The following is a 21956-nucleotide window of genomic DNA, read 5'->3' on the forward strand; positions in this document are numbered from 1 at the left end:
GACGGAGATGTCGCAGCATGACAGATGATGGAGTTCAGACCCCCGCGCCTGTCCAGAAGGCTGGTGCAAGCTCCGTCGGCTTGGGCCTGTTCATTCCCCTTTTGCCCGTCCACCTGTCGGTGCTTAAAGACGCCTCTGTGGCGATTGCCGCACTTACGTTTGCATTGATCGGTGGTGCCTATATCGGCTTTGGCGCTTGCCGGACTGCTCTGAAACCTGCTTGGCTTACTGCTGGGGTTCGCGGCCCCTGCCGTCTGGCTATTTCTGCGGTACGACGCGGCATTAGCCACGACTATTCCGAAGCTATCATTGCCGTTCTGCGCCGTTTTCGATTCGCCTACAGTTTCACTTCCCGTCGCTATCTTTCTGTCGTAAGTTGTGTTCAATGACGCGCAGGCTCTCGATGGGAACGACCACAAAAGTGGTCCTTGTAGCTGTCATCGTCCTCACTGCCGTGTCCTTGTTCTTCGGCCCCCTGTCCCATCTTGCCGAGAACCTTGATGGCGAGCGCATATCCGACTGGGTAAACGCCGCGGGCGCGTGGGGCCCAATCCTCATCATTGCCTTGATGACCGTCGCGATTGTCGCGACGCCCATTCCAAGTGCGCCGATCGCTCTGGCCGCCGGTGCCGCATACGGTCATACCTTGGGAACTGTCTATATCGTCATCGGTGCGGAACTCGGCGCATTGGTCGCCTTCTGGCTGGCAAGGTTTCTGGGGCGTGACGTACTGACCCGGTGGTTGGGCGATAAGGTGGACAAGGGCTGGCTTGGGTCTCAGAATGCGCTAACCTTCACGGTTTTTGCCAGCCGATTAATGCCATTCATTTCCTTCGACATTGTCAGCTACGCAGCCGGGTTCAGTCGTCTGCATTTCTGGCGCTTTGCATTGGCGACTCTCGCCGGGATCATTCCGGCCAGTTTTGTTCTGGCCCATTTCGGAGAAGAAGCCGTCAGTGGAGAGCCGGGGCACGCCGTCTGGGCCGCCATCGGCTTGGGTGCGCTGACGCTGACGCCTCTTGTCATCGTTGCGGTAAGGGACCGGCGCAGGAAACAGCTGCGCGATGACTGAATGCGTGATTATCGACCGCGTACTGCTCCGGAAGCCCGGTTTCCGACATTTCTCGGACAACTTGGGGATTGAGCAGTTGGTCGCGACGAAGGGCACGCCGGAACCCCGCGAAAGGACAGTTAAGATGGCGTCACAATACGAGGCGAACAGCATTACAATATCCGGAGCGATCGCGACGGGCACCGGCGTGATGATCGGCTCTGGGATATTTGCCCTGACAGGGTAAATCGCAGAGCATGCGCTACATTTTCGGAAATTGGAGGCTGATGATGGGACAAAGGCTCTCGGCACCGATGATCCTTTTGGGGGTTCGTCTTCTCGGGCTCTCCAGTCAACCAACAGCGGTTCCCGCATGAGAAAGGGCTGGGTTTATAAAACAAAAAAACTGGGCAGAGGAGCATAAAAGGGTCCGATTTGATTTCATCGCTCCTGCGGAGCGCCCAAGCGTGACCGCACTTGCCGTCGGTGTAACAGTGGATTGAACGGAGGCCGACGAGCACTGCGTCCCAATCGATATCTCTGCTAAATTGCGCGCTTGCATAGTAGGCGTGTCTGACGTCAGCACCGCTTTGAACAGACGAGCCAGAAAAGGTTCGCTTTGCGCGTCATACCCGGCTGTAGGTCAGCTTGAATATTGACCCAGATCAAAGTGAACCATAGCGCGGGCAGCTATAAACGAGGCATCGCACGTCAAAAGTAGGAACTATGTTCAGGTCAGTGCAGAAGAATTGGGGCGTATGGATGCGTGCGGTGACAGTCACCGCCGCTGTCATGGTTATTGTTCTCTCTGCTTTAGCAATTTCACCGGAAATTGACCATCACGACCCTTCGACGCAACCTGATATCGCTTTGGTCGTGGGCACCGATGCGGTCAATGCCGTCTTCGTGCAGTCCGTGCCGGACACAGCTTGTCACGGTGGACTTAGCTGCGTTCTTGCGATTATGCCCAGTGACGGCTTGGCTTTGACGCGTCGCGAAAGTGCGCAAGACTTCCCCCGTTTGATGCGCGTTAAACCGTCTCGCGCAGGGTACCTCCCCTTTCAGCCACCTCGAAATCTTTCACAGGTTTAACGCCCAGCATCGGATTCCGGTGCTGCACGACACTATGTGAAAGGAGCGAAACATGTTCGCTGAACCAAAACTCCTAATGACGGAGGTCTCGCGCCGTGGCGCCGAGGCAAAGCTTATCGAATGCCGTAAGAAGTTTCTGGGGTATCTTCGCAAACGTCTGAACTCTCCGCAGGACGCCGAGGACGTTTTTCATGACTTCTGCATCAAGGTGCTGCGCAGTCACGCATCTATCAAGACTGGCGAGCGACTGGATGCCTGGCTGGGCATCACCCTGCGGCACACCCTGACCGATCACTATCGGCGCCAAGGGAGCCGTAATCGTGGAGCAGAGGCTTACGCAATCGAGGCCCACATCATGGAATCAAGGGCAGAAGAGTCCGATGCGCCCTCCTGCAGTTGCATAGCTGCAGCCATGCATGAATTGCCGCCTGCACAAGCCGAATTGCTGACACGTCTGGACTTGCAAGATGAGCCGCGCAAGCAGGTCGCGGCTGACCTGGGGGTCAGCCTGAACGCATTGGGCGTACGCATTCATCGCTCACGAGCCGATTTGAAGAAGCGGATCGCGGAGATCTGCCCGGTTTGCGGCGAGGGCGGCTTCATGGAGTGTGACTGTGATCATTCCCGCGACGTCCAGCCCCTGTCGGTCCCAACCCCATCACGGGCTGAAATGCTGCGCAGTTTATGAGTGTTGCACAGCGTTTCGCGAAAAACCTGAGATATGATATTTTGCGAAACTTTTTAAAAGTAAGGAAAGGTCACGGTGTGCGTCTTTTATTCAACAACACCTTTTTCGGGAGGCGCAAATGACCGGACCGCTATGGAACCATCGCGAACCTGAACTGCACGACCTGCTGTTGAGGTTTCGTGGGGTCCGCCGGACGGGGCGATATCGCTTCAGAAGTACCGTTTCGCCGAGTAGAAAACCTAATCCGCGAACGCTCTGTTGTAACGGTGCATTGGGAACAGGCTTGTGAAATTGCCCGGCAATTCAGATCCAACCCGCGATGATGAGCTTGAAGCGCTGATAAGCGACTGTTTTGACTTGCTTTTGTCTACGGTTCCACCGGAACAGGCGAACATTGTTCGCGCCGTGGATCTAGAGGGGGCGATGCCCAAGGCTGTTGCTGACATTCAGGGGATCAGCCTGAACGAGGTGACCAAGCATCTTGCACTCGGACGTCGGAGCCTGAAAGACCGATTTGGGGAGATGCAGATGATCTGCCCACAGCACGGCCTGGCGGGCTGCGCCTGTCATTTAAAGGGCGATGCAAAAACCTGAGTTCTCGACGCGTGTAATGCCGGGCCACCCCGCGCGTCTATATCCAACAGAAACCAATTCCAAATGGAGGATATGAACATGGGCTCGACGGCGAACACGACAACCAAGACAGAAGACCAGAAGCAAAGCGGCTGTTGCTGCGGGTCGACATCTGACGCCCCGAAAAGCACCACGACTGAGAATCGCAAAACTGTTCCAGCAGTTGAGCCAGGCTCTGCAGTCAAAGATATCCCCAGCGATCAATCTGGCGGGTGTTGCGGCGGCCGTTGATCCGCCGAAACCCCGTCACTCGCTCAGGTTGATGAAATTCACGGAGGCCCAACATGACATCCATTCTGCTCTTTATTGCGACCGGTCTGTCTCTCTTGCTTACAGGGTGCGGAATCTGGCGGCGCAATGAAATGATAGTTTTGGCGAGCGTCAAATGCTCCGCCGAGAAAGCCAAAAGAAGCTCGAAGGAACAATTCTGATGCACAAGACATTAGCCACCGCAATCGCGGCATTGATGATGACAACTACAATGGCGGTCGCTCAATCCATCGTATTTGTGCCGGAGGGCAGCGCTAACACGGTCCTTATGGTCAACGCTGAAACTGGCGAAGCGATGAAGAGGATTACCGGGCTTGAGGCGGTGCATGGTCTGTCGGGAGCGCCCGGCGTGCCCTATCTTGTCGCGGGCAGCTATGCCGAAACCGATCGCGAGGCGATTGTCGAATTGACCCAGCCCGAAGATGTGTCTGACGACGAACATGCTGCGCACCACGCCAAGCCCGCAGACAAGCCGATCGGCCCGGCTGATGCGGGTATCAGCATTCTGAGTATCTTGGATGCAGCGTCGGGCGAAATCCTTCGCCGGATCGAAGTTCCGGGGGCTGTCCACCATACCGCAGTGTCGCCCGATGGCCGATTTGCTGTGGCGACCCATCCTTCGGGCGACGGGATTTCCGTCATCGACCTTACGACTTTCAAGCTGATAGCTTTCGTACCGACGGGCAGTATTCCTAACTACGCAGCCTTCGGGCCAGACCCGAGCCTTGTTTATGTTTCAAACGCTGGCAACGGAACGATCAGCGAAGTCGATCTTGAACGCGGAATCGTCCGGCGCAACATGGTGACCGGCTCTGGACCCGAACACATCGTCGTCGATGCGGATAAAGCCGTGCTTTACGCCGCCGACGCAGATGCGGGTAAAGTGCTGGAACTATCCCTGAATGACGGCTCCGTCACACGCAGCTTTGACATTGGCGGCGAGTTGCACGGGCTGGATCTGTCGGATGATCGCACGACCTTGTTTGTCGCAGGTCGTGGCGAAGACAAGATTGCGACGGTTGCGCTCTCAACCGGGGCCATCGCGTTCGCGCCCCTGTCCCCGGAGCCATATCATCTCATCAATGTCCCAGGGACGGGCACACTCTATGTCTCATCTCGAGTCGAACCAAAGGTCTGGATTGTCGATGAGGCGACACTGAGTGCCGTGGGCGAATTCCCGGTCGAAGGTGAAGCGCACCAAATGACAGTAATCAGCCGCGATATAGATGGATAAACCCATGAATGAATCGTTTAACCATGCTGGAGCATGGGGCCTCACACTGATCGTTGCCGTCTTGGTGTCTTGGTTTTTCTATCGCTATTTCGCGCCAAAGAACTGGCGAGAATGGGTCGGCGCTGGGGTGGTTCAGGCTTTTATCATCGCGCTTTATGCAGAAATGTACGGGTTTCCGCTCACCGTCTATCTGCTGGTGCGGTTTTTCGGTCTGGACAGCGAGTATATGAGCGCCAGCCTATGGTCTTCCTTGGTAGGGCTCGGCGAAACCGGCATGATGATCTCAATGTTGCTTGGCTATGCGCTCGCCTTCATGGGTATAGGACTTTTTGCTCAGGGCTGGCGTCAAGTTCACAAGGCGCGAGGCGACGACCGTCTGGTGACAGACGGCTTGTATGCGTATGTGCGACATCCTCAGTACACAGGGCTATTTATTGCTCTGTTTGGAGAAGGCGTGGTCCATTGGCCTACGTTTTTCTCGGTCGGCCTTTTTCCAGTGATCGTGCTTGTTTACACATGGCTGGCTCGGCGTGAGGAACAGCAGGTCCTCAAACAGTTCGGCGAGGCGTACCGCGCCTATCAGCAGCGAGTGCCAATGTTCATCCCTCGTTGGGGTCGTTGGCGTCAACTCGCCGCGGCGTCACGAGATAGGAGTGATGATGAGGCAGCGTGAAGCACCATGCCGATCATTGCCAACTCGGATGATGCCTTCCTCACAACTCGGCCGTCTAGAGGTTTGCGCGACGCAGAATCAGGCGTCGATCAAGCGTCACCGCCGGCGCTTGTGATGCGGGGTGATGAGTCCACAGCCGCCACACTTGGCACCCAGGGAAGGACGACACAATGAAAACGAGCGTAATCAAAGTGGGCGACATGTTGTCGGTATGGAGCCTCGACGAAGTGGAAAGTCGGATTGGCGAGGTGCCCGGCGTTGAAAGCGTTACGGTGAACTTCGCAGCGGAAAACGCCACGGTCCGCTATGACGAAACCCGCGTTGCGGTTGCCGAAATCAAATCGACTGTGCGCGAGCTTGGCCTGCAATCCGCCAAACCCGCTGAGGATGTGGCCGTTGCCGAAGATGCGCCCACCGAAAATCGTCAAGGCCACATAGACGAGCGCAAACAGGATGTAGCAGTCCAATCCGTCGAGCCGAAGTCAAAAGCCGATGTCTCTACCGTCACGCGCGACGCACATGCAGGGCATGACCAACACGACGACTCGGCGTCGGATTCATCGAAGCATTCAGCTGACAAGCAAACCGACAAGCCGAAAAAACCATCCGGCCATGAGGGCCACGAAAGCCATGACAAGCACCAGGGCCACTCTCCCGCGATGTTCCGGGACCGCTTCTGGCTATCCCTGACTGTCACTGTTCCGGTAGTCATCTGGTCTGCCCACATCCAAGACTTGCTTGGCTACCAAGCCCCGGCATTCCCCGGATCGGGCTGGATGCCGGCTGTGCTCTCTACGGCTGTCTTTCTTTACGGCGGTCTGGTTTTCTTGCAAGGCGCGTGGCAGGAACTGAGAGACCGGCTGCCGGGGATGATGACCCTGATCTCGCTCGCCATCACGGTTGCCTTCGTGTTTTCATGGGTCGTTCAGCTTGGGTTAATTGACTCGAGTGCTTTGTGGTGGGAGTTGGCCACCCTGGTCACGATTATGCTGCTCGGCCACTGGATCGAGATGCGATCCATCAACCAAGCCCAAGGCGCTCTGAAAGAGCTGGCAAAGCTATTGCCTGACACCGCAACGCGGATCACCGATGCGGGCGAGGAAAAGGTTAACATCAGCGCCTTGCAGAACGGTGACCTGCTGTTGGTGCGCCCGGGTGAGAGCGTTCCCGCGGATGGCGTGGTGCGCAAAGGGACAAGCGATATTGACGAGGCGATGATCACTGGTGAATCGAGGCCTGTGAAAAAAGGGGAAGGCGACGAAGTGATCGCCGCTACGATCAACGGCGAGGGGTCCCTGCGCATCGAGGTCACCGGTACGGGCGACAAGACCAAGTTGTCCGGCATCATGCGATTGGTCGCCGATGCGCAGACGTCCAAATCCAGATCACAGCATCTGGCCGACCGCGCAGCCCGGCTTCTGACCGTTGTAGCGATCGTCGCTGCCGTCGTAACTTTCGCCGCGTGGCAACTGGCAGGGGCGGAGATAGACTTTTCTGTGGTGCGGATGGTGACGGTTCTGGTGATCGCCTGCCCGCACGCTCTAGGGTTGGCGGTGCCGCTGGTGGTGGCCATCTCTACGACGCTGGGGGCCCGCAACGGCCTTCTGGTACGGGATCGTCGCGGGCTCGAGGAGGCCCGCAATCTTGATACTGTGGTATTCGACAAGACCGGAACATTGACGCTGGGCGAGTTTCGGATCGTCGCCATGTCCGTCGCGGAAGGCCTGCCGGAGGATGAGGCCCTTCGCATCGCGTCCGGTATTGAAGCCGAGTCCCAGCATCCGATCGCCCGAGGGATCGTGAAGACCGCGGAGGACAAAGGCATCGCGGTCCCGTCAACCGATGGTTTCCGCGCGATCACCGGCAAGGGCGTTGCCGCCACGATCGACGGCGTAGAGTACCATATGGGCGGTCCGGCGCTACTTAAGGCGGAAAAGGTCACTGTTCCACCGGCGCTTCAGGCAGCATCCGATGCGGCGGCAAGCCATGGCCAGGCGGCGATCTATCTCGTCCAGAATGGCAAGGCCCTGGCCGTTTACGCAGTAGCGGACGCGATCCGCAATGAGAGTCGCGAAGCCATCGAGGCTCTGCATGAACGGGGCATTGAGGTCGCCATGCTGACGGGCGACGCACAGGCGGTGGCCGATGCGGTCGCGAAAGAACTTGGCATCGACACCGTGTTCGCGGAAGTGCTGCCCGACGACAAGGCGTCCAAAATTCGTGAGTTACAGGCGCAGGGCAAGAAGGTGGCAATGATCGGAGATGGAGTTAATGACGCACCCGCCCTTGCCACCGCCGATATTGGGATTGCGATCGGCGCTGGGGCTGACGTAGCCGTCGAGGCTGGGCATATCGTGCTGGTGCGATCGGACCCCCGCGACATCCCCCGTATTATCACACTGAGCCGGGTTACATACCGCAAGATGAAGCAGAACCTATGGCTGGCAGCCGGCTACAACATCTTTGCCATTCCGCTTGCCGCCGGTGTACTTGCGCCATGGGGTATCTTGCTCACACCCGCCGTGGGCGCGATACTGATGTCGGCAAGCACGGTCGTGGTGGCGATCAACGCGCAACTGTTGAAGCGGGTCAAATTATGAACGCTTTGGCGGGCAACGTACCCGCAATCCGCACGCGGATTTGCGAAGGCTTGGGCTTTTCTAGCGTACAACTTGAAAAGAACCGGCACACAGCCGGCGCACCACTCATTTTCGCCGATCCGGGCGTGTCCGGTATAACCAATCGAAAAGACTAAGATCGAGGCAGATGCATGACCCATTCACACGATGACGATACGTTAAAAAAGGGCTCGATCAGTCTGGGTGGCGCCGTCGGTATGGGCACAGGCGTGATGATCGGTGCGGGCATTTTTGCACTGACCGGTCAGATCGCGCAGCTGGCTGGCCCCTATTTCGCTCTGTCATTCGTGCTTGGTGCCATCATCACGTCCTTTAGCGCCTACAGCTACATCAAGATGTCGAATACTTGGCCCTCATCCGGCGGCATCGCGATGATCCTGCAAAAGGCTTATGGACCAGGTGCCATTGCCGCCGCCGCCGCGCTCTTGATGACATTATCAATGGTGATATCGGAAAGCCTAGTGGCGCGGACCTTTGCCACCTATGTATTGCGTCCCTTCGACATTTCGGGCGGCCCACTTGTACCGGTGTTGGCGGTTGGGGTTATCTTATTCGCATTTCTCGTGAATATCTCGGGAAACCGATCAGTGGGCCTTCTCTCTATTATTATGGCTATTGTTAAGATCGGCGGCATCGCTCTGTTCGGCATCGTTGCTCTGTGGTCCGGCGGCTTCAGCTTTCCTGACGCCAGCAGCAGCGACGGTGGATTTGACGTCACCGGCTTTATAGCCTCTGTGGCGCTGTCGATCTTGGCGTTCAAAGGCTTCACCACAATTACCAACAGCGGTGGGGAAATCACCGACCCGCACCGCAACGTGGGGCGCACCATCATGATCTCAATCACAATCTGCGTTGTGGTCTATCTGCTAGTCGCCCTTGCCGTCGGGTCCAACCTGACCATTGATCAGATCGTGGCCGCAAAGGACTATTCGCTTGCCGAGGCTGCGTCGCCGGCACTGGGTCAATTTGGGTTTTATTTTACGGTTGTTCTAGCTGCAGTGGCCACCGCGTCCGGGGTTCTGGCCAGCGTCTTTGCCGTTTCGCGCATGCTCGCAATGCTGACAGAGATGAAGATGATCCCACACAGCCACTTTGGTATGTCCGGCCCGATCCGCAGCCACACGCTGGTCTACACCGTAGTCCTTGCGTCCACGCTGGCGGTATTTTTTGACTTGAGCCGCATCGCGTCACTTGGTGCGTTCTTCTACCTAATTATGGACATGTTGGTGCATTTGGGTGTGTTTCGTCACCTCCGGCATGAGATCGGTGCGAACGGGGCCATCATTCTGATGGCGCTAGCTTTTGACGCGACCGTTCTGGTCGCGTTCACGTGGATGAAGCTGGGATCGGATCCCATGATAGTGCTTTATGCCGCAGTCGGGATCATGGCGGTCTTTACCTACGAGCGGATATATCTGTCACGCTGGACAGCGTAACAGGTCGAAGTATGTTACTAGCGCACTAGCGTAGCCGAAGAAACATAACGAGGTTTCGCAAAATGTGCCTTTCCCAAACTGTAAGTTTCACGGCAAGCGTTTTTCTTGTCGGGGGTGGCACCCTTTCGGTTGTCAGGGCATGGCAGATCAACAAGCGGTACCTGCTGATTGCTCTGATGCCGCTATTCGCTGGCCTGCAACAGTTCATGGAAGGCAACGTCTGGTGGGGCGTAAATACCGGCAATCCCGGGACGACACTGCTGGGCGCTTTGGGGTTCATCTTTTTCACTTGGTTCATGTGGCCGTTCTGGATTCCGCTTGCCAGCTACGTTCTGGAGCCAAATGGCAGTCGTCGTCGGCCCTTTATGTTGGCGCTGACATTAGCGGGACTTGCCTTCGGGCTGGCGCTTTACGTGCCGCACTTAGTGAATCCAGAGTGGATCGAGGTTACAGTCAATCAGGATTCACTGGCCTATGAGGGCACGATGCTCCTGGATTATCTGATGCCACGTGGGATGACCTATGCGCTCTACCTGTTCTTGATCATTGTGCCGCCACTGATTTCTACATATCTGCACATGCGCTGGTTCGCGCTGACCATTGTGACCGTAGTTGTCGTCGACATTCTGTTTCTTCGGTATGCCTATATTTCGTTTTTCTGCCTGCTGGCTGGGCTTGGCACGCTGCACCTGATCTACATAATCCTGCGCAATAAATGCGCGCGGGAATGCCCGATTTTGTTTGCCTAGTTCCGGCTTGCATCGCGGTCTTACTTATAGACAAGAGTGCAGTGATCGCCTGTGACGCACCAATGGACAACGCTCTACATCTAAGATGTTCCCATCTCATTTTCTGATCTTCGAACTGTTCCTTTCTCACCGGCCTGGATCGTGTTTGGAAACACGGGTGCCGGCTGCCTTGTTTATGATCTCGTTCGCGTCCCGCAATCGCCCGATACCTGCCAATCCACCTGTTTCGGAAAATGCCGCTGCAGCCGCTAGTTTTGGGGCCATCGATCCTGCGGGCGCATCGAATTGCAAAGCGTCCTGGGGCGAAAGCCATGATAGTTTTGCGGCGTTCTCCGATCCGAAATCTCTGTAAACTGCATCAACATCGGTCAACAGTAATAGCACGTCTGCACCCAGCGATTCGGCAAGTAGGGCGCTTGACGCATCCTTGTCCACTACTGCTTCGACCCCGGACAGACTGCCGTCGTCCCGCCGGATCACCGGAATGCCGCCACCGCCGGTGCAGATGACCACGACGCCGGCATCGAGCAACAACCTTATAACGCGGGTGTCGGGGATTTCACGCGGCGTCGGCGAGGCAACGACGCGTCGCCACTTTGGGCCATCCTGACCAATCTTCCAGCCGTTGGCGTCGGCCATGGTCTGCGCCTGCTTGAGGTTATAAACTGGCCCAACGAACTTCGTTGGCACTTGGAATGCTGGATCGTTGCGGTCTACCACAACCTGCGTCAGCAACGTGGCGACAGGGCGGTCGTGGTCTAAGACATTTTCGAGCTCCTGTTCGATGAGATAACCGATCATTCCCGCCGTTTCCGCTCCCAGAATGTCCAGCGGATAACCATCCTCAGATGGGTTTTGAAGCGCCAGCAGACCGACCTGCGGCCCGTTGCCATGCGTGATCACCAACCTGTGCCCAGCACGTAGCACCTCAGCGAGGGACTGCGCTGCGATCTGCACGTTCCTACGCTGGTTCGCGGCTGTCGTTGGCTCTCCACGCTTTAACAAAGCATTGCCACCAAGGGCTGCGACGACCAGCATTCCTAGCCCCCCAACGTGGCGACAAGGACCGCCTTTATGGTGTGCAACCGGTTCTCGGCTTGGTCGAACACGATGGAGGCTGCGCTTTCGAAGACCTCTTCGGTCACTTCCATCGCGGTGATATCGAAGCGCTTGGCGATCTCGGTCCCGACCTCGGTGTCGGTATTGTGGAAGGCGGGGAGGCAATGCATGAAGTTGGTAAGCGGGTTGCCAGTTTGCGCCATGACGCCAGAGTTGACCTGATAAGGAAGCAGCTGTCGAATTCGCTCCTCCCATTTATCTTTCGACTCGCCCATCGACAGCCAGACATCAGTGTAGATGAAATCGACGTCCTTGACCGCCTTCGTCACATCGTCGGTGATCGTGATCTGCGCGCCGGTCTCTTTGGCGATCTGCTGCGCTTCGTCCTGTATCGCCTGATCTGGCCAGCAGACCTTGGGCGCACACAGGCGGACGTCCATACCCATCTTGACGCCGCCGATCAGCAGACTGTCGCCCATGTTGTTTCCCGCATCTCCGAGGAAAGCATAGGATATCTGGCGCAAAGGTTTGTCGGAATGCTCTGACATCGTCAGGAAATCAGCGAGGATCTGGGTAGGGTGAAATTCGTCGGTCAATCCGTTGTAGACGGGCACTCCCGCGTATTTAGCTAGCGTCTCGACGATGGGATGACCAAAGCCACGATATTCGATCGCGTCATAAACCCGGCCCAGCACGCGGGCGGTATCCTTGATAGTCTCCTTCTTGCCCAGATGCGATCCGGACGGGCCGAGATAGGTGACATGCGCGCCTTGATCGTGTGCGGCCACCTCAAAGCCGACACGGGTCCGGGTACTGTCCTTTTCAAAGATCAGCGCGATCTCCTTACCGGTCAGGCGCGGCACCTCGTAGCCACCGTATTTCGCCGCCTTCAGATCGGCAGACAGTTTCAGCAGAAAGCCTATTTCCGGCGGGCTGAAGTCGCGCAGGGTCAGGAAGTGCCGGTTTCTCAGGTTGTAGGACATGGGGTTCCCTCTCTTTTTTTAGATTGCGTCGCGGATGGTAGGGCAGCTCATGCAATGGCTACCACCACGGCCACGGCCCAGTTCGGCACCGGGGATGGCCAACACTTCGATGCCGGCATCTTTCAGCGCGGCGTTCGTATCGTCATTGCGGTCGTAACCGACGACGACGCCCGGACGCAGTGCTAGCACGTTGTTACCGTCATTCCATTGCTCGCGAGATTGCTCAGCTGCATCAGAACCGCCCGTGGGCACGAGGTGCAGTTTCTTATGGTCAAGGATCTCGGCAGTGATCTCGAACAGGTGACGGGCATCGCGACGAATATCGAGCGGTGTCTTGCCTGAACCTGGGCGCAGATCGTAACTGGTGATCGCATCGGCCACTTCCTTGAAGGTAGTAACAACATCGCCGCCACAATGCGTAAACACCGTGTCGAGATGCATAGCCGCGCGCGAGCGGGGCATCTGGCAGGCGATGACCCGGTGAACATCGCCGCCCTTGAACAAGGCCTCGGCGAGTTGTCCGACGGCCTGCGGGGTCGAGCGTTCTCCCATGCCAACCATGACCACACCATGCCCGATTGGCATGATGTCGCCGCCTTCCAGCGTGGCCGCGCCGAACTCCTGAGTCGGATCACCGAACCAGACCCTGACCTTGCCTGCGAATGACGGATGGAATTGATAAACCGCAGCCAAGAGCAGAGTTTCGGGTCGCCGTGCCTCGAAATGCATCGGGTTCAACGTCACGCCGCCATAGACCCAGGCCGAGTTGTCACGTGGAAAGATGAAGTTTGGCAGCGGCGGCAGGACAAAACCGTCATGCCCCAGATAGCTGCCGAACATGCCCGAGGGCGTGAACGGAAGATCGCCCACCGTGATGCCACCAACCAAGAACCGCGCGAGGTCGGCACCCGGCAATTTCTCCATCCAGGACCGAATGTCATCACGCATTCCAACGCCCACATCATTGCGTGTGATGCGGTGGTCCAAAACCCAGGCGCGCGCGTCGGGGACGTCGAGCGTTTCGGCCAGAAGGACCATGGCGTCGAGCACCTCGACACCTTCGTCGCGCATGATACCCGCAAAAACAGCGTGATCCTTTATCGCCTGCTTGACCCAGAACACATCGTCGAACAGCAGGTCTTCGCGATTGTCCGGTGTCAGACGGCGGTGGGCGAGGCCGGGGGGCGAAACGATCACCTGCCGCAGTTTTCCAGCTTCCGAATGTACGCCAAGCTTATGGTCAGTCATGATTTTCTCCGATTAAAAAAATGTGGCAAGGCTGAGTGTCGCCATGAGGAAAAGGGTCAGAATGAAGAGCAACGGCCAGATGAATACGATCCAGCGCTCGAACGGGACGCGCCCGATGGCGAGGCCGCCGATTACCACCGCGAAGGTCGGGTTGACCAGATTCACGAGGCCGTTAGCCGACTGATAGGCTGTCACCACAAGGTCACGCCCGACACCCGCAAAATCGGCGAGCGGTGCTAGGATAGGCATCGACAGCACCGCAAGGCCTGAGGAGGATGGCACGAAAAAGCTCATCCCGACCTCAATGGCGAACATGGTGTTGATGAAGGCCAATTCGGGTAACCCGCCAAGCGTGTTAGCGGCCGCGTTCAGAATCGTGTCGGCGATCAGCCCCTGCTCCATGATCACGACGATGCCGCGGGCAAGGCCGATCACCAAGGCGACACCCAGAAGATCGCGTGCGCCGTCCACGAAGGCACCTGTCAGTCCCTTTTCGCCCAAGCGGGCGATCAGGCCGATTACAACGGCCGCACCAAGGAACAGCCCACCCATCTGCGCCATCCACCAGCCCTGGCTGGACACGCCCCAAATCATCACCGCAAAGGTTGCGCCGAACAGGATCAGAACGATGCTTTGCAAGCCGGAAAGCGTCGAGTCGGCAATCGCATCTTCTTTGATGAAAGCCTTGTGATGCGCTTCCCGCTGTCTTGCGACCACAGACTTGCTCGGGACTTTTTGCACCTTCATCGCATAGCGCATGACATAACCGATCGAGATCGCCAGTCCGCCCAACAGGATCACCAGCCGAAGGATCAGCCCGTCAGTGAACGGAATACCCGAGGCATTGGCCGCGATAATCGTGGCAAAGGGATTAATGGTGGATCCCATCACCCCAATGCCCGCACCGATCAGGATGATCGCTACACCCGTGACGGCATCGTAGCCCGCGACGATCATCACCGGCACGAGGATCGCATAAAAGGCCAGCGTCTCTTCGGCCATTCCGTAGGTCGTTCCGCCAAGCGCGAAAAGCGACATTAGGATCGGGATCATCCAGATTTCCCGACCCTTCAGTTTTTGCATTGCGGCCCGGATGCCGGTATTAATGGCGCCGGTCGCATTCACTACGCCGAGGAACCCGCCCAGGAAAAGGACGAACAGCGCCACGTCGATTGCGTTTGCGGCATAGCTGTCGGGATCGTAAAAGCCGGCCGTAGGTGCCAGCATCACGTCGATCAGCCCCTGCGGGTTGGATTCAACCGTCTGATAGGTACCTGGCACCGCAACCTCGCGGCCCACCTCCTCGTTCATCGCGCGGTCATACTGTCCCGCAGGAATGACCCAAGTCAGAGCGGCAACAATGGCAATCAACGCAAAAAGGATAGTGTAAGCAGTTGGAAACCGAGACGCTATGCCTCCAACCTCCGGATCGGGGCTGATTTTCTGGTCGCTCATGGGATCACTTCCTTGTTGCTACTGAGTTGCGCTATGTGTTGGTGTGAGGTTCGGAACGCGGGCCGCATACGCGTCGAACTGCGTATCGAATGTTGTCCGGGTTTCCCGCTCCTCAGCGTGGGCCAGCCGCACATACATCCAGATCAGCACCGGATACATCGCAAGTGTCAGCAAGGTGGGCCACTGAAGCAGGAAACCCGTTAGAACCAGAACGAAGCCCACATATTGCGGATGACGGACCCATGCATAGGGACCGGCGGTCGCCAATGTGCTGATGAAACGAGGTATCAAAGCAGGTCACTTGCGGCAAATCGGGCCGCGCCTCCTGCACTGCTTTGATGCCCGCAAGGTTGGCTGGCATGTGAAGCGGTGCTAGCGCCCTCAGTCGACGCAGCCGCGCCACAAGGGCGGGCGTGACGCGCTTGGGGCAGTAGCATTCCGAACCGCCATGAACAAAACGGTGCCCGACAGCAACTAGATCCAGTGATCCTGGTAGATTTGCAATGGCCTGAAGCAGCCGGGTCAGCGCTGTCCTATGGTTGTCGATCGAGCCCGGTTCGTCGATCAGGACCGTTCTGCGTGCATCGTTCAGCAGGAAATGCGCACCCGGCAGTCCGATCCGGTCAATCGCCCCCGACCACAGTCGTCTTGGATGACCAGAGGTAGTGAACAGCGCAAACTTGAGCGAGGAAGAGCCCGCGTTGAGTGTCAGGGTGCCCCGTTCAGTCATTGGAACCTTCCTTTGATCGACCGGTCGTTTTCAAGTCGCTCGCTGCAGTTTTTTTCGTCGAGTGGTGATGCGCATTTTTCCGCCCACTCTTGTGTCCATGACCGTGACCAAACAAATGCATGGCGATCATTCCGCCACCCACGAGCAGCAGCAGCCAATTCTCGTAAACCCATTGCATTTCGCGTCTCCTTTCCAGTCAAACGGGCACGTGGGGGGCATTGTCGATGTCTGACTTGTCGCTACCGTAAATGGCCCTGAACGTCCGTTCATGCTCGGCGTCGCGAGCGACGCGCGCGCGTTCGATGGCATTTCCTACCGCCTCGAAGCTCGCCCGCTCGCGCACCATCATCGGATCGTCTGGCTCCAGTGGCGTGCGAGTCTCGGCGATGCTGTCCGCCGTCTGCCGGATCAGGCGCATCCAGGGATTGTACTTCTCTGAAAACATCAGGCGGCTGGTGCGCATGGGATGCATCAGTTTCAACATCTCGGCGCTGGCCGAGGTCGTCATCATCTGCACCCAAGGGCTGACAAAGGTGGAATAGAACGCCTCGTTCATCTCCGACACGCGCCGGACCTTATCGAACGCCTGTTCGGGCACCTCTTGTGCAAGGTCGCTCACCTTTCGTGCTTCGAACCGAACCTTGTAGTGCGGTGCGTGGCAATCGGGATCACCGGACGGGTTGTCGATCTTCATCTCGTAAAGACCGGGTTTCAGCTTTTTGATCCGGTCCAGACTTTCCAGTATGGCGCGGTGCTCCAGTTTGGCCACCGAAGCGGAGACAAAGATCCCTAGATGTCCAACATGGGTATTGGTCAAATAGACAATGCGTTGGTCCGCCGCCTTTAAGTCCGCAGTGTCCTTGTAGACTGCTGGAATCCAGCTCAATGCCTGCGCCGGTGGCGTGATGTTGTCACCATAGGAGGCAAAGACGATCATCGGGTTCTTGATCTTGCGCAGGTCGGCTACGCAGTGATCGCCGATCGCCATTTCTCCATTTTCCAATTGGTTGCCAATGAAGAGGTTCTGGGTGATCGAAAGGATCTCCGGGCGGCTTAGGGTGTAAAACCCGTTCCACCAGCGCTCGAAGTCAAGAAAGCGGTCGCGCTCGGTATCGACATTTGTGAGCAGGTTGGCGTATTTTTCCCAGACTGCCTTTTCGGGTTTTAAGCTCTCGAAATTCTGTGCCAGCCAAGCGCCATCAAAGTTCCCGTCGCCCAGATCGGCTGTTAGATGGGCCAACCAGGCCCCACCCAGCAACCCGCCGGACACGCGCATCGGGTTCACGCCTTCTTCGCCTGCCCAGTAAGACAGAGGCGAGCCGTTCAGGACAACTGGCCCTGCCAATCCTTCACAATGAGCCGCGAGCAGCGTGACAGCCCAGCCTGCTTGGCAATTGCCATAGAGAACGGGGGCCGCGCCATCGTGTCGGGCCGAGACCTCTTCGACAAAACGGCGCAACGCGTAGAGGACATCCTCAAGAGTCTGGTTCGGGGCGGGCTTAGGAAAGAAGATGACGAAATAAACAGGATGACCTTCGGCCATCGCCATGCCGACCTCGCTGTCTCGCTTGAAACCACCAATGCCCGGTCCGTGGCCTGCACGGGGGTCCATCACAATGACTGGCGGCTTTGCGGCATCGACGCAATCGTCCCAGCAATTGTCCTCGACCTCGGTGATCCTGAGAAGTGCATAATTGGCCGGTTGGTCGAACTGCCTTGCATCCAGCAGTGTTTCATACTTGAAATCCAGCAGTGGCGGCATTCCGGCGCGTTCATGCGCGATCATGTTGTCGGCTCGTTCGCGTAGCGTGTCCAGAAACAGTACCGAGCGCTCCCAGAGATCACGACCGTATGCCGCCGGATCTTCCTGAAGGGCAGGTTTGTCGGTAGATGAAGTTGACACGTTCGCGCTTGCAGGAACGAGAGCGGTAATCGCAGCGATAGTGTTCATGGCGTTGCCCTTTTTGCAAAGAAGTTAAATGCGGGCACAACGATCACGGCGATGTACCAGCCATATGCAAAGCTTTCGACAAGCCCTAGCACGGCGCTCGTCCAGCTGATCCAGCTCACACCAGGCAGCAAAGGCAACCACGCCTGGTACATAGTGCCCCCCGGGAAGAGCAGTCCGAACACGACACACAGCGCAAAGCTCAGTGCCAGCAGAACGCCAAGGGACATGGCGACGGGATAGATCTGGATGTGGTTTGAAGCTGACATATGGCGTGCTCTTTCACAGGCGAGGTCGCGCGGGCATGGCGAGCCTTAAGTTTCGAGTGGTTCAGTATTGAGACGTTGTGAGTTGAAATTCATTACAGCGTCAGGGTGCAAAACCCTTAAGGCGTTTCAGCTAGCCTTCGGTTGTCAAGCAACCGGTGATGCATGGCCCAATGTAATCTTGTGGCCATTGGCATGGGTTTGATTCGGCAGATGCCGTCCCGACGCTGGAGCCTGAAAGATGTTACAAACCATGCGGCCCACAGGTTTCGCTCTGTGGCTTTCTAGCGGAAGAGAAAATATCTCGTAACAGAACACTCCGCCGACCGTCAGACTCTGTGAAAGAGGTGTCAAATCAGGAGTAGTCCAAGATGAGGCAGAGCAATTGCGAAGGCCTGACGCTACTTGATTATACGCCCCTGTTATGGAGATGCGGTGTGCCGGATTTGGAGGCTCCCGAGGAGGCGGAAGTGGCGATGCTATTCCATGAACTAGTTCGGGCGCTTTTCAGCCCTATGGGATCTGACGACGCCAGTATCCTTGCACGATCCGAATTGCAGGGGCAAACACCTTCAGATATCGCAGCCGAAATCGGGTGTTCCCAGACTAAGTCGGCTCTTTCGCCCCAACCATGCTAAACACTGTTTCTGTCGCCTTGTGGTCCTGACACTCGCGCCGGTGAAATCCGAATGATATTTGGTATGTGCTGGAATTCATTCATGAGGGCTTCAAGCGCCGCACACAAATTAGTGCTTTATCGATCTCCAAAATTATGGCGGAAATGTTATTCTGGGCACCTGTTTTCCGCTATTGACTGTCGGGATTGCGCTGGCACCACACCTCACTTTGCAACGCTGCGCGCGGTGATTTCTGGCCTAGTGCTGGTCGCTCTAGCCTGCCTTCTAAACCGGCCGGTTCCGCGCGGCATTGGTGCATGGGCATCATTGTCTGTCATGGGAGTCGGCGCTAGCAGCTTCGGTTTTATGGGTATGTTTCATGCGGCTGAATTTGTTTCGCCGGGAATCGCGACCGTCATCGCAAACACGCAACCGTTGATTGGCAGCAGGCCTCGGAGGCATCGTACTGGGCGAGCGTTTACAACCCGGAGGGAAAGCAGGACTTTTCATCGGGTTTCTCGGCATCGTGGTGATCGCTGCTCCGCAGGTGTTTGCCGGTGATCAAGCCAGCTACCTGCTCGGAGTCGCATACATTATGCGCGCAGCCCTCGGAATCACGGTTAGCAACGTGATGATTAAAAAATCGCGGGTCGGATCGACCCATACATGGCGATGGGGCTGCAATTGTTAATCGGTAGTGTGCCGCTGGCCGTTCTTGCCGGCATGACCGAGGATCCCGCAGCGATTCAATGGTCGTTTACATTTGTCGTGGTCTTGTTGACGTTGGCGTTGTTAGGCTCAGCTCTGGTGTATGTTCTCTGGATGTCTGTGTTGACTGAGGTTCCACTCAATCAGGCCAACGCGTTCAGCTTTCTTGCGCCAATCTTTGGACTGATAATTGGAGTGTGTTGATTTCTCCATCTAAGTCATGAACACACACAGCGGTGGAATCAAGGGATACATCAAGGCCAGCATAATGTTTCATGGGTCATCTCCATAGGGTTACTGATAGCTACCAATATGGCGGCGACTCAGCCGGATGACCGCATCTCTCTTATCAAATACCGCTATTTGGACCCACAAGTGCTGACGTCAGACACCTACATCAAAACGCACGAAGGGTTCTCGTATCTGGCGGTCGTGATCGATCTGTTTTCGCGACGTATTGTCGGATGGGCGATGTAGAGTCGACAACCAACAGATCTCGTGTTGCAGGCGTTGCTCATGGCTGTTTGGCGACGTAAGCCAACTCACAAAATCTTAGTGCATTCCGATCAGGGTTCACAGTTCACCAGCATAGATTAGGCATCATTTCTTAGGCACCACAACTTGGAACACAGCATGAGCAGACGCGGAAACTGCCATGACAACGCGGTTGCGGAAAGCTTCTTCAATCTGCTGAAACGCGAACGCATTCGCCGCAGGACATACAAAACCAGAGAAGACGCAAGATCTGATGTGTTCGGCTACATCGAGATGTTCTACAATCCTAAGCGCAACCACGTTAGGAATGGCATGTTGTCGCCAGCAGACTTTGAACGGCAACAACAGCGGAAGCGGCAAGGCGTCCAATAAACTAAAGGCTATTCACATTGTTTATAAGAAAGTCGGTCGCCGCAACATGCGCCAATGGCACCTTCGGCCGGTGGCCAGACCGAGTTAGTTGGCAAAAAATACGGATTTCTGCAACTGCAACATTTACCTAGCTAAGCCATTGATGCCTTTCCATGTCGTCAGCATATGTTTTTTTCGCCTTCTCTCCAAGCAATAGGGAACGGCTGACTGCGCTCGGCGTTCTGTCTCTGCTACAGGACATCCGCAATTGACATGCGGTAACAGCAATGAGGATGCGACAATGGCTAAGATGAAAACCTTGGAAGACTTGTTTTTGGACACGTTAAAAGACATCTATTACGCCGAGCGTAAGATATTGAAGGCCCTACCTAAAATGAAACGCGCTGCGACCGACGACAAGCTGGTTGCTGCATTCGACAAACACCACGCCGAAACTGAGGAGCAGATTGAAAGATTGCAGAAGGTGTTTGAAATCCTTGGTAAACCTGCCCGCGGTAAGACATGTGATGCTATCGAAGGCATCATTTCCGAAGCCGAAGACATCATGGATGAATTCAAGGGTAGCCCGGCTCTTGACGCGGGCCTCATATCCGCGGCTCAGGCCGTGGAACACTATGAAATCACCCGATATGGCACACTCCACCGCTGGGCGAAGGAGCTTGGCATGGACGACGCGGCGCAGCTGCTCGACGAGACTTTGCAGCAAGAGTGGAAGACCGATGCGGACCTGACCAAACTAGCTGACAGGACCGTAAACGACGCTGCAAAAACTCCGACCGACGCCTGAGATTCCAAAACTTAGAGATGGGCGAGGTTTCTTGCCCACCTCGTCTAAACGCCAGAATCAGGATGGCAGTCTGTGGAAGATTTGATCGTTCCGTTTGATCTGTCACGGATGTTCTTCGGGACTGATCCGGCACTTTTTTACCTCGAAATCGTATTTCGCACATGTGTAGTCTATGCGTATGCACTGCTACTCATCAGGTGGGTCGGTGGGCGCGGCATCGCACAGATGTCGACCGTGGAGTTTCTACTGGTCATTGCTCTTGGGTCCGCCGTGGGCGACGCGATGTTTTATCCCGAAGTGCCACTGTGTCAGGCCATGCTGGTTATTACCGTCGTGGTGGTCATCAATAAGATCCTCGACATCCTGATCTACCGTCACCGAACAGCCGAGAAATTCGTCGATGGCCTGACCGCAGAAGTCGTTCGCGCGGGGGTCGTGAATGTCCGCACCCTGCATGGCAGCAAGATCGGCAAAAGCGAGCTTTTTGAAAGTCTGCGGGAAGCCGGGTTCGTCAACTTGGGCGAGGTGCGCCAAGCCTATCTCGAATCCTCCGGGCGCTTCAGCATCTTCCGCTCAAAGCCCCCGCAAACCGGACTGCCGATCGAACCCGCTTGGGATGTCTATCCTCCGGCAATGTTTGGCCCCGGCACGGTGGTTGATGACATATCAATGGCCTGCTGTGAGTGCGGCACGGTTACCGACGTGCTCGGCAGAACGCCGATCGCTTGTCCGCACTGCGGCGGCACGGTTTGGACCCCCGCGACCTTGGCCGCACGAAACGACACTTAGCTGTCAATGTTGGTGTCAGACGAATGCGAATTCG

The 21956-nt window shown here is 56.6% G+C and carries 23 protein-coding genes and 2 pseudogenes; 16 read left to right on the top strand and 9 right to left on the bottom strand.

The genetic code is table 11. The features are described 5' to 3' along the window. Positions 1–17 precede the first annotated feature (17 nt). The 11 genes from MK6180000_RS12210 (at position 18) to MK6180000_RS12260 (ending at position 10465) form a co-directional block, all read left to right on the top strand. Positions 18–389: a hypothetical protein gene (locus tag MK6180000_RS12210; protein ID WP_138934991.1), complete on the top strand. Its 372-nt coding sequence runs from the start codon at positions 18–20 to the stop codon at positions 387–389. Then, positions 386–1072, top strand: a complete 687-nt coding sequence (locus tag MK6180000_RS12215) for a TVP38/TMEM64 family protein (RefSeq protein WP_246040506.1) — start codon at positions 386–388, stop codon at positions 1070–1072. The genes MK6180000_RS12210 and MK6180000_RS12215 overlap by 4 nt, the downstream gene beginning before the upstream one ends. Next, positions 1065–1298: a hypothetical protein gene (locus MK6180000_RS12220; RefSeq protein WP_138934992.1), complete on the top strand. Its 234-nt coding sequence runs from the start codon at positions 1065–1067 to the stop codon at positions 1296–1298. The genes MK6180000_RS12215 and MK6180000_RS12220 overlap by 8 nt, the downstream gene beginning before the upstream one ends. A gap of 515 nt (positions 1299–1813) precedes the next feature. Then, entirely contained in the window at positions 1814–2143 is a 330-nt protein-coding gene (locus MK6180000_RS12225) for a hypothetical protein (RefSeq protein ID WP_138934993.1), read from the top strand. A gap of 52 nt (positions 2144–2195) precedes the next feature. Then, the gene (locus MK6180000_RS12230) at positions 2196–2831 is read left to right on the top strand and encodes an RNA polymerase sigma factor (RefSeq protein WP_138934994.1); all 636 of its coding nucleotides are present in this window, start codon (positions 2196–2198) and stop codon (positions 2829–2831) included. 285 nt (positions 2832–3116) lie between these two features. Beyond that, positions 3117–3425, top strand: a complete 309-nt coding sequence (locus MK6180000_RS12235) for a hypothetical protein (RefSeq protein ID WP_138934995.1) — start codon at positions 3117–3119, stop codon at positions 3423–3425. Between the two features lie 469 nt (positions 3426–3894). Further along, entirely contained in the window at positions 3895–4968 is a 1074-nt protein-coding gene (locus MK6180000_RS12240) for a YncE family protein (protein WP_138934996.1), read from the top strand. Positions 4969–4972: 4 nt separating this feature from the next. Next, positions 4973–5641 (top strand): methyltransferase family protein, encoded by a 669-nt coding sequence (locus MK6180000_RS12245; RefSeq protein ID WP_138934997.1) that lies wholly within the window; start codon positions 4973–4975, stop codon positions 5639–5641. 170 nt (positions 5642–5811) lie between these two features. Continuing rightward, complete coding sequence (locus MK6180000_RS12250) at positions 5812–8241, top strand: heavy metal translocating P-type ATPase (protein ID WP_138934998.1); 2430 nt, start codon at positions 5812–5814, stop codon at positions 8239–8241. Positions 8242–8411: 170 nt separating this feature from the next. Then, positions 8412–9716, top strand: a complete 1305-nt coding sequence (locus MK6180000_RS12255; RefSeq protein WP_138934999.1) for an APC family permease — start codon at positions 8412–8414, stop codon at positions 9714–9716. A gap of 62 nt (positions 9717–9778) precedes the next feature. Beyond that, positions 9779–10465, top strand: a complete 687-nt coding sequence (locus MK6180000_RS12260; RefSeq protein ID WP_138935000.1) for a DUF6629 family protein — start codon at positions 9779–9781, stop codon at positions 10463–10465. A gap of 126 nt (positions 10466–10591) precedes the next feature. Here MK6180000_RS12260 and MK6180000_RS12265 read toward each other — a convergent pair whose 3' ends face one another. From MK6180000_RS12265 to MK6180000_RS12305, 9 genes and pseudogenes are all read right to left on the bottom strand, one after another. Beyond that, positions 10592–11503, bottom strand: coding sequence for a carbamate kinase (locus MK6180000_RS12265; protein ID WP_138935001.1), 912 nt, complete (start codon positions 11501–11503; stop codon positions 10592–10594). Between the two features lie 2 nt (positions 11504–11505). Next, positions 11506–12507 (bottom strand): ornithine carbamoyltransferase, encoded by a 1002-nt coding sequence (argF, locus tag MK6180000_RS12270; RefSeq protein WP_138935002.1) that lies wholly within the window; start codon positions 12505–12507, stop codon positions 11506–11508. Positions 12508–12525: 18 nt separating this feature from the next. Then, a complete protein-coding gene (locus tag MK6180000_RS12275) occupies positions 12526–13755 on the bottom strand; it encodes an arginine deiminase (RefSeq protein ID WP_138935003.1) in 1230 nt (409 codons plus the stop codon). Positions 13756–13767: 12 nt separating this feature from the next. Beyond that, positions 13768–15210 carry a YfcC family protein gene (locus MK6180000_RS12280; RefSeq protein WP_138935004.1) on the bottom strand — a complete coding sequence of 481 codons (1443 nt, stop codon included), beginning with the start codon at positions 15208–15210 and terminating at the stop codon, positions 13768–13770. An 18-nt stretch (positions 15211–15228) separates the two neighbouring features. Beyond that, the gene (locus MK6180000_RS12285) at positions 15229–15432 is read right to left on the bottom strand and encodes a methyltransferase family protein (protein WP_246040507.1); all 204 of its coding nucleotides are present in this window, start codon (positions 15430–15432) and stop codon (positions 15229–15231) included. Between the two features lie 94 nt (positions 15433–15526). Next, positions 15527–15940, bottom strand: a pseudogene (locus tag MK6180000_RS20685) (acetate/propionate family kinase); the annotation flags it as partial. Beyond that, positions 15933–16118: a flagellar basal body-associated FliL family protein gene (locus tag MK6180000_RS12295; RefSeq protein ID WP_138935006.1), complete on the bottom strand. Its 186-nt coding sequence runs from the start codon at positions 16116–16118 to the stop codon at positions 15933–15935. The pseudogene MK6180000_RS20685 and the gene MK6180000_RS12295, both read right to left, overlap by 8 nt. Before the next feature lie 18 nt (positions 16119–16136). Continuing rightward, positions 16137–17891 carry a DUF3141 domain-containing protein gene (locus tag MK6180000_RS12300; protein WP_138935007.1) on the bottom strand — a complete coding sequence of 585 codons (1755 nt, stop codon included), beginning with the start codon at positions 17889–17891 and terminating at the stop codon, positions 16137–16139. Beyond that, complete coding sequence (locus MK6180000_RS12305) at positions 17888–18157, bottom strand: DUF5676 family membrane protein (protein WP_212751903.1); 270 nt, start codon at positions 18155–18157, stop codon at positions 17888–17890. The genes MK6180000_RS12300 and MK6180000_RS12305 overlap by 4 nt, the downstream gene beginning before the upstream one ends. Positions 18158–18873: 716 nt before the next feature. Here MK6180000_RS12305 and MK6180000_RS20965 point away from each other — a divergent pair. The 5 genes and pseudogenes from MK6180000_RS20965 to MK6180000_RS12325 all read left to right on the top strand — a co-directional run bounded on the left by MK6180000_RS20965 (position 18874) and on the right by MK6180000_RS12325 (position 21922). Beyond that, positions 18874–19332, top strand: a complete 459-nt coding sequence (locus MK6180000_RS20965) for an EamA family transporter (RefSeq protein WP_342777738.1) — start codon at positions 18874–18876, stop codon at positions 19330–19332. Between the two features lie 105 nt (positions 19333–19437). Then, positions 19438–19683: an EamA family transporter gene (locus tag MK6180000_RS20690; RefSeq protein ID WP_246040508.1), complete on the top strand. Its 246-nt coding sequence runs from the start codon at positions 19438–19440 to the stop codon at positions 19681–19683. Positions 19684–19857: 174 nt separating this feature from the next. Then, positions 19858–20346: pseudogene (locus MK6180000_RS12315) on the top strand (IS3 family transposase); the annotation flags it as partial. 280 nt (positions 20347–20626) lie between these two features. Then, positions 20627–21133: a YciE/YciF ferroxidase family protein gene (locus tag MK6180000_RS12320; RefSeq protein ID WP_138935008.1), complete on the top strand. Its 507-nt coding sequence runs from the start codon at positions 20627–20629 to the stop codon at positions 21131–21133. 72 nt (positions 21134–21205) lie between these two features. Beyond that, a complete protein-coding gene (locus MK6180000_RS12325; RefSeq protein ID WP_138935009.1) occupies positions 21206–21922 on the top strand; it encodes a YetF domain-containing protein in 717 nt (238 codons plus the stop codon). Positions 21923–21956 lie beyond the last annotated feature (34 nt).

Source organism: Roseovarius arcticus (genome assembly GCF_006125015.1).
GTDB lineage: Bacteria > Pseudomonadota > Alphaproteobacteria > Rhodobacterales > Rhodobacteraceae > Roseovarius > Roseovarius arcticus.